Genomic DNA, 12,865 nt, shown 5'->3' on the forward strand with positions numbered 1-12,865 from the left:
AACCGGGGGTCTAATCCTCCTTGCGCACCAGTCGCATCAGGGCCTCCCGGTCCGGCGCCAACAACTCGTCGATGCGCGGCTGGTTGACGTCGGCGACGACGATCTCGCCGACGTCTTCGTGCACGTTCGAGAAGATGCCGTGGGACTTCATCTTCTCGGTTTGGTAGACGTTGTCCTCCGTCGGCGTCACGTAGTAGACCGCATCGGCCTTGAACCGGTTGATCAACCAGAGATGCACCAGCGTCATGAGCCGCTTTTGCCGGAGGTGCTCGGCGAAGGTGTTCTGGTCGCGCACCGTCAGGATGCTGCGCCCGTTGCGATCCTTGATGGGGTCGACCAGCACGTTGGCCAGCTTGTCCTCGCCGTCGCCGTAGATGCCGAGCTCGAGCACTTCGCCACCCGCCCTAAGCGGACGGAACTGCACGCGCAGCGTCTCGTCGAGCTGGTAGTGCTCGCCCCACAGCGCCAGCCAATCCTCCAGCAGCTTCTTCGGCACCTCGGTCTGCACCAGGTGTTGGTGCTGCGTGGACCCCTTGCCCATCGACTTCGTGGTGGCGGTGCGTCCCGACGACGCCGCCAGAGCGGCGTCGCTGCGCGGGCCGCCGACGAGCGTCTGCGGAGTGCGGTACGGCGATTCGACGAGTCGCATCTTGCGCTGCAGCCGCGCCAGCGCCAGCATGCCGTCCTGTCGCAACGCGGTGGCGAACTCCTCGGCGGCGACGCCGTCGATCTGGTGGCCGCCGTAGGTCATGAAGTTGAAGACGAAGCCCATCTTTCCGATCTCCTCGGGGAAGGCGCGCATCTCGTCGTCGGTCATGCCGGTGGTGTCCCAGTTGAACGACGGGGACAGGTTGTAGGCCATCATCTTGTCGGGGTAGACGGCCCGGATCGCCCTGGCGAACTCCCTGGCGTCGGCCAGGTCGGCGGTCTTGGTCTCCATCCACAGGACGTCGGCGAACGGCGCGGCCGCCAGCGACTTCGCGATCGCGTACGGAATGCCACCGCGCACCTGGTAGTAGCCCTCCGGGGTCTTGGCCCGTTCGCAGTCCCACGGCACGTCGACGCCCAATTCCCTGGCCTTCTCGCGCGCGGCATAGAGCGACGCACCCTTGGCGAACTCGCGCCACTGCGCGGGCGTCATGGCCACCGGCTCGCCCTCGCGCTCACGGAAGGCCACCATCTCGGCCACTGCCTCGCCGTAGGTCTCCAAACCGGCGTCGGCCTGCCAGGCGTCGACGAACTGCGACTCGACGGTGTCGAAGAGGTCGTCGACCGAGGTCTGCTCGCCGCGGGCCCAGGACGCCGCGGCCTCGCTGACCGCTGCGGCGACACCGGTTCGCGCCAACCAGGCGTCGGCGGCGGCATACTCGCCGTCGGGCAGGGCGTATAGCAGGTGACCCCGCAGATCGGTGACGCCCTGCTGGTGCAGGCTGCGCATGAGCGCCAAGAAGCACGCCTTGTAGGGCGGCACCTTCAGGTTGGTCGCGCCGAGCAGGAACGGCTGGTCGCGTTCGTCGGCGCGGCTGTCGATCAAGTTGGCGGCCTCGGCGTCGGTGCGGGCGACGATGATGCCGGGCACGCGCATGATGTCGAGTTGGAAGCGCGCGGTGTTGAGGCGCTTGATCTGTTCGTCGGACGGCACCAGGACCTTGCCGCCCTGATGGCCGCACTTCTTGGTGCCGGGCCGCTGGTCTTCGATGTGGTAGCCGGGCACGCCTGCCTCGACGAAGCGGCGGATCAGGTTGCGCACGTGCGGATCACCGCCGTGGCCGGTGTCGGCGTCGGCGATGATGAACGGCCGGTAGTCGACGGGAGGACCCGCTGCCTCCCGTTGCTTGGGGGTCATCTTCAACCGCAGGTACTGCTGGTTGCGGTCGGCGGTCAGCAACGCGCGCACCAACCCGGCCGCTTCGTCGGGGACCTGGCTCAGCGGGTAACTGGCAAGGTCGGGCCCGGGGTCCTCGCTGATGGAGCCCTTTGCCGAGGTGGCCCACCCGCCGAGGTAGATGCCCTCGATGCCCATCCGCTTGATGGTCACCGCCTGGCCGGGTGAATAGGGGCCGAACGTCGTGATGCTCTTCTGCGCCGCGGCGAGTTCGCGCAGGCGCTCGTAGAAGGCGGCCGCCGCGGCGCGGGCCACGGGGTAGTCGCACTCGATGGTGCCGCGCTGCTCGGCGACCTGGCGCGCCGTGTACAGCCGGACGATGCCCTCGAACCGCGGACTGTCGAAGTACTTCTGGGTTGCCGCGACGTCGTCGTCGAAGGATGTGCTGGCGTGGACGTCGGGTTCGGTCATCGTCATGCGTTCAAGCTCCTCGTCGAGCATTTCCGGTGATGATGGTGCGAGTGTATGGCGATTGCCGGGCGGGCAGTTTCGATTCACCCATTCAGCGGGTTCGCGTGCGGCTCACAGGTTCGTCCACGGTCCACCTGTCTAACTGTCAGTGTGACAACCACATTGGAACTGCCGGTCCCGACCAGTGACGAACCGCCCGAGGCCACCCCGCCGCGCAGGCACTGGGACCGCATCGGGTTCGCCGTCCTGCTGCTGTTCACGGCGGCGACCTACCTGTGGAACATCACGATCAACGGGATGGGCAACCAGTTCTACGCCGCCGCGGCCCAAGCCGGCTCGAAGGACTGGGAGGCCCTGCTCTTCGGGTCGTTGGACACCCAGAACTTCATGACCGTCGACAAGCCCCCGGTGTCGCAGTGGGTGATGGGGCTCTCCGGTCAGATCTTCGGCTTCAGCAGTGCCAGCATGTTGATTCCCGAGGCGCTGATGGCCGTGGCGACGGTGGCGCTGCTGTACGCGGCGGTCCGCCGGGTCAGCGGACCCCAAGCGGCCCTGCTCGCCGGGTTCGCCTTCGCGCTGACCCCGGTGGCGGCGCTGATGTTCCGGTTCAACAACCCGGATGCGGTCATGGTGCTGCTGATGACGGCCGCGGTGTACTGCGGGGTCAGGGCGCTCGAGCGGGCCAGCGCCAGGTGGATCGCGCTCGCGGGCGTCGCGCTGGGATTTGCCTTCCTGGCCAAGATGCTCGAGGGCATCATGGTCATGCCGGCGATCGGCCTGATGTATCTGATCGCGGCGCCGAACGGTTTCGGTCGGCGGGTGCTCCATCTGCTGGGTGCGCTCGCGGCCTTCCTCATCTCGGCGGGCTGGTTCGTCCTGCTGACCGTGTTGTGGCCGGCGTCGTCGCGGCCCTACATCGCCGGGTCCGCCGACAACAACTTCATGAACCTGGTGTTGGGATACAACGGCTTTGGCCGCGTTCTGGGCAAGAACACCAAGATGTTCGAGCTCAACCCGGTGGTGGGGGCGGCGGCCGACACCCCGTTCGAGGTCAACCACGGCCATCACGGCTTCGGCGGGTTCGGCCGCGACTCCAGCGGACTGACCCGGCTGTTCACCGGCGAGTTCGGGTTCGAGATCAGTTGGCTGTTACCCGCCGCGCTGATCGCCCTGGTGCTGGTGCTGGGGCTACGAGGGCGCGCGCCGCGCACCGATCTGGTGCGGGCCGGCGCGATCGGATTCGGCGCCTGGATGCTGGTCGACGGTCTCGTGCTGAGCTACATGAAGTCGATGGTGCACCCGTACTACAGCCTGTCCTTTGCGCCCGCCATCTGCGCGATGGTCGCGATCGGCGGGGGTGAGGCGTGGGCTCGGCGCGACACCTGGCTGGGCCGCGGTGGCCTCGTCGCCATGATCCTGGGCACCGGTGTCTGGAGTTGGTGGCTGCTGGGCCGCAACGCCGGTTGGTTCCCCGCCATGCGCTGGTCGATCCTGGTCGTGGCGGTGCTCGCTTCGGTCGCGCTGTTGGTGACGGCCGGTGCCCCGGCCCGTCGACGGCTGGCGGCCGCCGCTGTGGGCGTGGGGTTGCTGAGCGCCGCGTTCGGGACCGCCGCCTACTCGTTCGCGACGGTCCTGCAGCCCCACGAGGGCGGGATGCCGCTGGTCGGACCGGCCTCGCCGGACGAGAAGCACGGCGGCTGGGGCCAGGACGTCGACGACCCCCGACTCGACGCGATGCTGAAGGCCACCCACACCGACTTCTCCGCGGCGATCGACCGATCCAGCGCGGCGGCGACCCTGGAGTTGTCGACCGACACCGCGGTGATGGCCATCGGCGGATTCGGCGGCACCGACCCGGCGCCGACGCTCGGGGAGTTCGAGCAGGACGTCGCCAACCACCGGATCGGTTACTACGTCGTCCAGAAGGACGACCACCGGCCCGGCGGTTTCGGTGGCCGCACTCCGCACGCCGACATCGCCACGTGGGTCGCCGCCCACTTCACCCCGACGACCGTCGGCTCCGACACCGTCTACGACCTCACCGCGCCCGCCACGTGAGGGCATTCGTGTTCCGGTAGCTCAGCGGCGTCGCCTCAGTAGGATGCGTCGCATGCCATTAGCCGATGGGGCGACGTTCGCCGGTTACGTCATCGTGCGACTGCTCGGTGCCGGCGCCATGGGTGAGGTGTACCTCGCCCAGCATCCGCGTCTGCCGCGGCAGGACGCGCTCAAGGTGATGGCGCAGTCGGTGTCCAGCGACGACGAGTACCGGGAACGCTTCAACCGCGAAGCGCAGAACGTCGCCACGCTGTGGCATCAGAACATCGTGGCCGTGCACGACCGCGGTGAGGACGAGGGCCGGCTGTGGATTGCGATGGACTACGTCGAGGGCACCGACGCCGGGCAACTGCTGCAGGAGAAGGAGTATCGCCACGGCATGCCGCCGGCCGACGTCGTACGCATCGTCAGTGCGGTCGCCGACGCCCTGGACTACGCCCACGTCCGCCAGCTCCTGCATCGTGACGTCAAGCCCGCGAACATCCTGTTGGCCAATCTGGATTCCGATCGCTGGCGGGCCCTGCTGGCCGACTTCGGCATCGCGCGCCGGGTCGACGACGCCAGCGGGCTGACCGAGACGAACATGGCCGTCGGCACCGTGGCCTACGCCGCCCCCGAGCAGCTGATGGGTCAGACGCTCGACGGTCGGGCCGACCAATACTCCCTGGCGGCAACGGCTTTCGAACTTCTCACGGGGACGCACATGTTCCTCGACCGCAATCCCGCCGTGGTGATCAGTCGGCACGTGAGCGCGCCGCCGCCCGCGATCGACGAACGCAAGCCGGAACTGTCGGGGCTGCAACCGGTGCTGGCCAAGGCGTTGGCGAAGTCGCCTGCGGACCGGTACGACACCTGTAGCGACTTCGCACGGGCGTTGGCGCGCCAACTCGGGGAGCAAGACGGTGTGGGCGTCGACGACACCGTGCTGGCGAGCCGCTATGCCGGCGCCGACGCCAAGGGTGGCCGTACCCGTGGCCGCGGGTGGTGGTTGGGGGTGGCCGCGGCGATCGCGGTCGGAGTGTTGTTGATCGCCGGTGTCGTCACGGGCATCGTCATCGCCCGTCACCAGAGTTCGCAAGTGGCCTCTGCGGCACCGTCGGCGCCTCCGATGCCCGTGGTACTCGTCGGCGCCGATTGCCAAGTGCTCGGCGCCGCAGGCATTTCCGAGACAGGGCAGAAGGCGTACTGCGCGCGGCTGCCACCGGCCAACACCGTCATGTGGTCCCTGGTCTCCGGTGTCGTCCCGTCTCCGACGGTCACCCCCGGCCCCACCGACGAGGTCTACCCGGACGGCATCGAAGAGCAGGTGCGGGTCTGCGTCCAACAGACGCGCGAGACGCGGCTGGAGTGCCGCGAGGACATTCGGCGCGGCAATCTGTACGGGCCCGCCTGAGGGGCGGCCTCAGGCCAGGGGGCCGACGACGTTCTCGGCGGCACGAACCAGGTCACCCGAGCGGGACAGTCCCACCGCCGCGGCGATCTCCGGCGCCAGGAAGCGGTCCGGACCGGGACCTTCGACCCGCTCGCGCAACGCACCTATCACCGCACCCGTGGCCGGTGCCGGCGTCAGTGGTTGTCGCATGTCCAATCCCCTTGCCGCGGTGAGGACTTCGATTGCCAGCACGGTGGTCAGGCCGTCGACCGCACGGCGTAACTTGCGGGCGGCCGACCAGCCCATGGAGACGTGGTCCTCCTGCATGGCCGACGACGGGATCGAGTCCGCGCTGGCCGGCGCGGCCAGTCGCTTGAGCTCGGAGACGATCCCGGCCTGGGTGTACTGCGCGATCATGTGGCCGCTGTCGACGCCGGGGTCGTGGGCCAGGAACGGGTTGAGCCCGTGGCTGCGATGGACGTCGAGGAAGCGGTCGGTGCGGCGTTCGCTGATGCTGGCTACGTCGGCCACCACGATGGCCAGGAAGTCCAGCGCGTACGCCACGGGCGCGCCGTGGAAGTTGCCGTTGGACTCCACCCGACCGTCGAGCGTGACGACGGGATTGTCGACGACGCTGGCGAGTTCGCGTTCGGCCACCAGGCGGGCGTGCGCAGCGGTATCTCGGGCCGCACCGGCGACCTGGGGCGCGCAGCGCAACGAGTACGCGTCCTGCACGCGGGTGCAGTCGGGGGTCCGATGGCTCGCCACGATGGCCGACCCGGCGAGCAGACGGGTCATGTTGGCCGCCGCCGCGGCCTGGCCGGGGTGCGGCCGCAGCTGCTGCAGATCGGCGGCGAACACGCGGTCGGTGCCGAGTTGGCCCTCGACGCTCATGGCGGCCGCGACGTCGGCCAGGCGCAGCAGGTCGTCGAGATCGGTCAGGGCGAGGACCAGTTGACCGAGCATGCCGTCGGTGCCGTTGATGAGGGCCAAGCCCTCCTTCTCGGCCAGCGTGACGGGCGTCAGACCGTGTTCGGCCAGGGCCTGCGCCGACGGCTTGATCTGACCGGTGCGGGTGCGCACGTAGCCCTCACCCATGACTGAAAGTGCCACGTGCGCAAGGGGTGCCAGGTCACCGGAGCAGCCGAGGCTGCCGTACTCGTGCACGACGGGGGTGAGCCCGGCCGACAGCAGGTCGGCATAGGCCTGGGCGGTGTCGCGGCGAACTCCGGTGCGTCCCGTCGCGAGCGTCGAGAGCCGGAGCAACATCATCGCGCGGACCACCTCGCGCTCGACTTCGGGACCCGAGCCCGCGGCGTGCGAGCGGATGAGACTGCGCTGCAGTTGGGTGCGGCTCTCGTGGGGGATGTGTCGGGTCGCCAGTGCACCGAAGCCGGTCGAGACGCCGTAGACGGGGGTGGGGTCGTTGGCGAGCGCCTCGATGATGTCGCGGCTGGCGTGGATGGCCGCACCCGCCTCCTCCGACAGGGTCACCCCCGCGTCGTCGCGGGCGACTGCGACCACGTCGCCAAAGCTGACCGGTCCTATCCCGACGGTCACGGTCATGGGTGGCGGCTCTCCTTCTGCGGGGACACGGGGGTCTGGCTAGCCCACCGTAGTCTCACCCGCTGAAGACCGGGCCGGCGTCGACCGGGTTCGCCTGGCACCGCTCGCAGAGTCCCCAGAAGGTGACCTCGGCCTCCCGGACGCGGAACCCCGTGTCGTCGGGAGGGGTCAGACACGGCGCCCGGCCGACGACGCAGTCGACGTCGCGAACGACCCCGCACTCATCGCAGACCAGGTGGTGGTGGTTGTCGCCGATTCGGCGTTCGTAGAGCGCCGCGGAGCCCGCGGGCTCGAACCGCCGGATGAGGCCGGTGCGGGTCAGATCGTTGAGCACCATGTAGACGGCCTGCGTCGAGGTGCCGGGCAGGTCCCCGCGGATCAGCGTGAACACCGTCTCCGCAGTGGCATGGGGCGAATTCTCCAATGCCCGCAGGACGGCCACGCGACCTGACGTCGCCCGCAGTCCGACGCCGCGCAGTTCCTGCTTGTACCGGCTGATCGCGTCGTCCATGGCGCCAGCTTAGCATTGCCTAACCAATACCTTGGGTCCGTCGTTTTATTGATTTACTCAAGAAAAGGCGTAGTGTCGTGGCATGGCCACCCAAGGAGGAACGATGACCACCACCACCCATGACGTCCTCGCTGGCGAGTTCGTCGCCTCGCCCGCCCTCGCCGCCCATCTCCAGACCGTGCTCGTCGGATTGTTGGAGTTGCAGAGCCAGGCCAAGCAGGCGCACTGGACGGTCGTCGGCCCGAACTTCCGGTCCATCCATCTGGAACTCGACGAGATCGTCGACGCGGCCCGCGACTACGCCGATTCGGTCGCCGAGCGCATGCGCGCGCTCGAGGCCGTGCCGGACGGACGCACGGCCACCGTGGCGACCACCACCACGCTGGACGCCTTCCCCGCAGGCGAAGTCGTCGTCGAACGCGTCGTCGCACTCATCGCCGACCGAATTCTCGCCGTGGTCAACGCAATTCGTGCCGTCCACGACGAGGTCGACGATCAGGACCCCACCAGTGCCGACATCTTGCACACGATCCTGGAGGGACTGGAGAAGCAGCGCTGGATGCTTGCCGCCCAGCTGCGACACGGCTCCTGATCAGACGCCTGCGGACTGCAGCGCAGCCCAGTAGGTGCGTTCGCGCGCGGTGTATTCGTTGGAGGTGACGGCGCCGAATGCGGCTGCGTCACGAGCGAACCTGGCCGGGGCGTCGGGCAAGGCGTCGGGACCTTGAAGCCGAAATTGGCTGGGGGCCAACGGGCCGAACAGGAGTGCCCGCCGTAGTTCGGGCCAGTCGTGCAGGCAGGGTTCGACGCCGGCCGCGCGGGCGAAACCCAGTGCGGCCAGGTTCATTCGGGTCTTCTGGGGGAGACCGCGCCGCGTGCGGTAGAGCTCGACGGCGCGTCGCTGGTGGGCCTCGTCGGGGGCAGGGATCGACCCGCCCCACGTGTAGGCGATCCACCTCGCCTGCAGTTCCAGCGGCACGAAGTATCCGCCGGACTGATCCCACATTCCCATGAACGCCAGCCCGGGCAAGTCGGGGTGAAAGGTGTACCGGTCGGCGTCCAGATGCACCGCGTCCACGCCGGCCAGGGCGCGAATCTCCTCGCTCAGGAACGGCAGGTCGAGGTCGAACCCGGTGCCGAACACGATGCCGTCGAACTGCTCGACGTGCCCGTCGGCGAAGGTGACGTCCGGCCCGCTGACCGAGGTGATCCACGGCCGTATGGCGATTCGGCCCTCGGCGACCAACGGCAGGTGCTGCTGGCTCAGCGTGACCCCGGCGGCGAACAGCGACGGGTCCGGCGCCGGCGCACCGTATTGCTCCGGGCTCCCGCCGGCCTCGACGACGATCTCGCGGAGCTGACGGTCCACCTCCGTGGCAGGAAGGTTCTCGGTGGCCAGGACGCCGTACCGGGTGAAGATTCGATGGTCGGACGGGACGCCCGCGGCGAACTTCGGCAGCACGTAACGCTGACGGCGCTGAGTGAGGACGACCGCGGCCGCGCCCTGCTGGGCGAGTTCGGCAGCCACCTCCAGCGCGCTGACCGCGCACCCTGCCACCAGGATTCGGCGGCCGCGGAGGGCCTCGGCACCTCGATAGTGATAGGTGCTCGAGGTGCCCACGGTGCCGGTGAACGTGTCGAGACCGGGCACGGGTGGGATGGCCGGGGTGTGGAACCGGCCGCTGGCCACCACCACGCGGTCGAACCTGCTGCGTTCACCGTCGTGGCTCAGCCACCACCCGGCGCCGTCGCGATCCAGGTGTTCGACGGCGCTGCCGAACCTGATCCGCGACAGCAGCCCGAAGGTCCTGGCGTAGCGGTAGAGGTAGTCGCGCACCTCCGCGCCCGACGGAAAGACGTTGGTACCGCGCGGCTCCAGATCGCTGAAGGCCGTCAGCACGCGACTGGTGTTGGTGTGCATCGCCGGCCACACGCCGCTGGTGCCCGACAGGCCGGCCCACTGCCCGCCGAGGACGGGACTGCGTTCGAACACGGTCGGCTCGAAACCCTGGGAGGTCAGCCAGCGCGCGGCGACCAATCCGCCGGGTCCCGCCCCGATCACCGCCGCGTCTGCCGTCATCGGCCCACTCTCGCACGCCCGTCACGAGGTTCGGAGCGTAAGAAGGAACGATGCGCATCATCACCGTCGAAGAACACTTCGACCATCCGGAGTCGGTGGCCAGGGTGCTGGAGTTGTCCGGACCGGGGCCGATCACGCCCGACGCCGGGTTCGGCGAGTTCCTCGGGACGTTCATGCCCGACCGTGACTCCGCGGAACGCCTCGCAGGCACCCGCCTTGCGCACATGGACCGGGCCGGAATCGACGTTCAGGTGGTGTCGCATGGCGCGAACAGTCCCGGCAACCTCGCCCATCCCGAGGCCGTTCGGTTGTGCCGCGCGGTGAACGACGAACTCGCGCGGCAGATCTCGGAGCATCCCACCCGGTTCCGCGGCTTCGCGACGCTGCCGCTGCACGATCCCGCCGCGGCGGCCGACGAGCTGAAGAGGTGCGTGGGGGAGCTGGGCTTCGTGGGGGCGCTCACCCACGGCGCCATCGACGGGGTCTTCCTCGACGACCCCAGGTTCGAGCCCGTCCTCGCGGCGGCCGAGGCGGTGACGTTGCCGATCTACGTCCATCCCGGCATGCCCCAACGCGCCGTCTCGACGCCCTATTACGCAGGCTCGTGGCCGGCGTCCGTGCAGTTCCTGTTCGCCGGTCCGGCGTTCGGGTGGCACGCCGAGGCGGGTATCCACGTGCTGCGCCTCATCCTGTCCGGTGCGCTGGACCGGCACCCGAATCTCCGCCTGCTGAGCGGACATTGGGGCGAGTTGGTCGCCGGTTGGCTCGATCGGTTGGACGAGGTCGTGGGGTGGGTCGACTACCTGGACCGCGCGCCGAGCGCGTACTACCGCGAGCAGGTGTGGGTGACGCCGTCGGGAATGTTCAGCCAGAACCAGCTGAACTTCATCGTCGCCGAGGTCGGGGCCGACCGGATCATCCACTCCGAGGACTTTCCATACGTGGTGCGCGACAACGTCGCCGAGTTCCTCGAGCAGGCCGACCTCACCGAGTCCCAGCGTGTCGCGATCGCGCACGGCAATGCCGAGAAGCTGCTCGGAATGTCAGGGCAGTAGCAGGAAGACGTCCTCGAGGACGCACGAGCGACCGGCCCGCCAGGCCGTGCGCCGCGACGCGTGGTTGTGCGCGTCGATGGTGCCGATCAGCAGCTGGTCCCCGTTTTCGAGCTGGCGGCCTGCCCAGGCGCGTTGCGCCGACGATGCGTAGCCGTTGCCCGCGTGCTCGGCGTCGACGACTTCCTCGTGGACCTCGTCGCCTTCGATCCAGCCGATGCGACCCGGGACGACGGCGAAGGCTCCGACGACGTCGTCGCCCACCACGATCGAGGTGAGCTGGCCGGCCGCGTGCCACTCTCGGAGGTCGTCGGCATCGGCCGGCGCCAGGTTGCGACCGAGGGCCGGGGCGTCGGCGTCGACCCGGTCGTAGCCGCCGGCGGACCAGGTCGACGCCGTCGTCGACGTCGGCGAACGGCGCCAGCGATACCCGGCCGTCCGGTGGCGGCATGTCGCGGTACCGGGCCAGATGGACGCCCTGATCGGCCAACACGCGCGGCCCGTCGACGAAGCCCGGCCGGCCACGAACGCGCGCGAAGGCCACCCCGAACGTCGACCACTCGCGGTGGACGGACCGTCGGAGGGCGTCGAGGTCTGCGAAGTCGTGGGCGACCACCTCGACGAAGGGCCTGCCGACGTCACGACCGTAGAAGCGGATGCCACCGAGAAGGGCGCCGTGCGCCGTCTCGAGGACACGGTGCGCGTAGTCACCGGGAGCCACCCCCGGCAACTCGACGTGATCGGTGAACAGCCGGACGTACGCCTGGTCGTCGACCTTGGCGAACTCGTCGTCCAGCCACCGGGACACGACGCGGTCGCCGCGCGCGCCGAACAGCGTCCACGCGAGATCACGGTGCTGACGCAGTGAGCCGTCGAGAAGGCGCTGGTAGAGCCGGGAAGTCCGCATCAGCGCAGAAGCGTGCCACCTTCGGCAGATCACGGCCACCGAATTTCACACCGGACCAATCGCGCGGAGTCGCACCCCTGGGCTCTATCGTGTCGCTGTGCCGGAGATGGATCGTCGAAACCTACTGTTCATGTCGGGATTGGGCCTCTTGGCCGCGGCGATCCCACTTCCCACCGCCGGTGCGGCGCCCTCGGAACCCGGGCCGACGCCGCTGGCGCCACCCCCGGAGACCGCCACCCCCGCGTTCCTCTTCCACGACGAGTTCGACGGTCCGGCGGGCTCGGCGCCAGACCCCTCGAAGTGGATCGTCTCGACGGCCCGCGAGACCATCAAGAACCCCGTGTTCTGGGATCGGCCCGAGAACATGGGGCAGTACCGGAACGACCGCCGCAACGTCTTCCTCGACGGCAAGTCCAACCTCGTCATCCGCGCCACCAAGGAGAACGGAAAGTACTTCGGGGGCAAGCTGACCGGCACCTGGCGAGGCGGTATCGGCCTCACCTGGGAGGCCCGGATCAAATTCGACTGCCTGACCCTGGGGTGTTGGCCGGCTTGGTGGCTGCTCAACGACGATCCCGTGCGCGGCGGTGAGATCGACCTCGTCGAGTGGTACGGCAACGGCAGCTGGCCTTCGGGGTCCACCGTGCACGCCCGGCTGGACGGGACGTCGTTCGCCACGCAGCCGTTCGACGTGGACAACGCCTGGCACGTCTGGCGCTGCACGTGGACCGATGCGGGGATGTACTTCTGGCGCGACTACGCGCCGGGGATGGAGCCCTACTTCACCGTGCCGGCCAACTCCCTGGACGACTGGCCGTTCAACGATCCGGGCTATCAGCTGGCCCCGATGCTGAATCTGGCGGTCGCCGGCTCCGGGGGCGGAGACCCCGCCGGCGGCACCTATCCGGCCGACATGCTCGTCGACTGGGTGCGCGTCTGGTGACACCCTCCGGGTGCTCGTGAGCGCCGTCACCGCGCGTACTTCGCCTCTGGCGGAATAAAAGTCCTCATCCATTCGTCGGT

At 69.0% G+C, this 12,865-nt stretch carries 11 protein-coding genes; 6 read left to right on the plus strand and 5 right to left on the minus strand.

The genetic code is table 11. The annotated features are described in order from the left end of the window. Nucleotides 1–10: 10 nt before the first annotated feature. Nucleotides 11–2,302 carry an isocitrate lyase ICL2 gene (gene aceA, locus H7K45_RS02240; RefSeq protein ID WP_263994104.1) on the minus strand — a complete coding sequence of 764 codons (2,292 nt, stop codon included), beginning with the start codon at nt 2,300–2,302 and terminating at the stop codon, nt 11–13. Nucleotides 2,303–2,446: 144 nt separating this feature from the next. Between aceA and H7K45_RS02245 the strand changes: the two genes are divergently transcribed. Beyond that, a complete protein-coding gene (locus H7K45_RS02245; protein WP_263994105.1) occupies nt 2,447–4,354 on the plus strand; it encodes an ArnT family glycosyltransferase in 1,908 nt (635 codons plus the stop codon). Nucleotides 4,355–4,406: 52 nt separating this feature from the next. Next, nucleotides 4,407–5,747, plus strand: a complete 1,341-nt coding sequence (locus H7K45_RS02250; RefSeq protein WP_263994106.1) for a serine/threonine-protein kinase — start codon at nt 4,407–4,409, stop codon at nt 5,745–5,747. Nucleotides 5,748–5,756: 9 nt separating this feature from the next. Here the strand turns inward: H7K45_RS02250 and hutH are convergent, their stop codons facing one another. Next, the gene (hutH, locus tag H7K45_RS02255; protein WP_263994107.1) at nt 5,757–7,292 is read right to left on the minus strand and encodes a histidine ammonia-lyase; all 1,536 of its coding nucleotides are present in this window, start codon (nt 7,290–7,292) and stop codon (nt 5,757–5,759) included. Between the two features lie 55 nt (nt 7,293–7,347). Continuing rightward, nucleotides 7,348–7,803, minus strand: coding sequence for a Fur family transcriptional regulator (locus tag H7K45_RS02260; RefSeq protein WP_263994108.1), 456 nt, complete (start codon nt 7,801–7,803; stop codon nt 7,348–7,350). 103 nt (nt 7,804–7,906) lie between these two features. Here H7K45_RS02260 and H7K45_RS02265 point away from each other — a divergent pair, with 103 nt between their 5' ends. Then, entirely contained in the window at nt 7,907–8,395 is a 489-nt protein-coding gene (locus tag H7K45_RS02265; RefSeq protein WP_263994109.1) for a Dps family protein, read from the plus strand. Here the strand turns inward: H7K45_RS02265 and H7K45_RS02270 are convergent, their stop codons facing one another. Continuing rightward, nucleotides 8,396–9,883 (minus strand): flavin-containing monooxygenase, encoded by a 1,488-nt coding sequence (locus tag H7K45_RS02270; RefSeq protein ID WP_263994110.1) that lies wholly within the window; start codon nt 9,881–9,883, stop codon nt 8,396–8,398. Nucleotides 9,884–9,933: 50 nt separating this feature from the next. On the opposite strand from H7K45_RS02270, the gene H7K45_RS02275 reads away from it, so the two are divergent. Beyond that, nucleotides 9,934–10,938 (plus strand): amidohydrolase family protein, encoded by a 1,005-nt coding sequence (locus H7K45_RS02275; RefSeq protein WP_263994111.1) that lies wholly within the window; start codon nt 9,934–9,936, stop codon nt 10,936–10,938. Here H7K45_RS02275 and H7K45_RS02280 read toward each other — a convergent pair. After that, nucleotides 10,927–11,460, minus strand: coding sequence for a GNAT family N-acetyltransferase (locus H7K45_RS02280; RefSeq protein ID WP_263994112.1), 534 nt, complete (start codon nt 11,458–11,460; stop codon nt 10,927–10,929). The genes H7K45_RS02275 and H7K45_RS02280 overlap by 12 nt on opposite strands. Nucleotides 11,461–11,500: 40 nt before the next feature. Here H7K45_RS02280 and H7K45_RS02285 point away from each other — a divergent pair, with 40 nt between their 5' ends. Continuing rightward, on the plus strand, nt 11,501–11,803 hold the full coding sequence (locus tag H7K45_RS02285; protein ID WP_263994113.1) for a hypothetical protein: 303 nt from the start codon (nt 11,501–11,503) through the stop codon (nt 11,801–11,803). A gap of 145 nt (nt 11,804–11,948) precedes the next feature. Continuing rightward, complete coding sequence (locus H7K45_RS02290; RefSeq protein WP_263994248.1) at nt 11,949–12,785, plus strand: glycoside hydrolase family 16 protein; 837 nt, start codon at nt 11,949–11,951, stop codon at nt 12,783–12,785. The last annotated feature ends 80 nt before the right edge of the window (nt 12,786–12,865 follow it).

It is taken from the genome of Mycobacterium yunnanensis, assembly GCF_025823185.1.
GTDB lineage: Bacteria > Actinomycetota > Actinomycetes > Mycobacteriales > Mycobacteriaceae > Mycobacterium > Mycobacterium yunnanensis.

What these genes read in the sequence shown, in the direction of transcription:
- H7K45_RS02265 (WP_263994109.1), top strand. Translation starts at nt 7,907, where the DNA reads ATGACCACCACCACCCATGACGTCCTCGCTGGCGAGTTCGTCGCCTCG.
- aceA (WP_263994104.1), bottom strand. Translation starts at nt 2,302, where the DNA reads ATGACGATGACCGAACCCGACGTCCACGCCAGCACATCCTTCGACGAC.
- H7K45_RS02290 (WP_263994248.1), top strand. Translation starts at nt 11,949, where the DNA reads ATGGATCGTCGAAACCTACTGTTCATGTCGGGATTGGGCCTCTTGGCC.
- H7K45_RS02250 (WP_263994106.1), top strand. Translation starts at nt 4,407, where the DNA reads ATGCCATTAGCCGATGGGGCGACGTTCGCCGGTTACGTCATCGTGCGA.
- hutH (WP_263994107.1), bottom strand. Translation starts at nt 7,292, where the DNA reads ATGACCGTGACCGTCGGGATAGGACCGGTCAGCTTTGGCGACGTGGTC.
- H7K45_RS02275 (WP_263994111.1), top strand. Translation starts at nt 9,934, where the DNA reads ATGCGCATCATCACCGTCGAAGAACACTTCGACCATCCGGAGTCGGTG.
- H7K45_RS02270 (WP_263994110.1), bottom strand. Translation starts at nt 9,883, where the DNA reads ATGACGGCAGACGCGGCGGTGATCGGGGCGGGACCCGGCGGATTGGTC.
- H7K45_RS02260 (WP_263994108.1), bottom strand. Translation starts at nt 7,803, where the DNA reads ATGGACGACGCGATCAGCCGGTACAAGCAGGAACTGCGCGGCGTCGGA.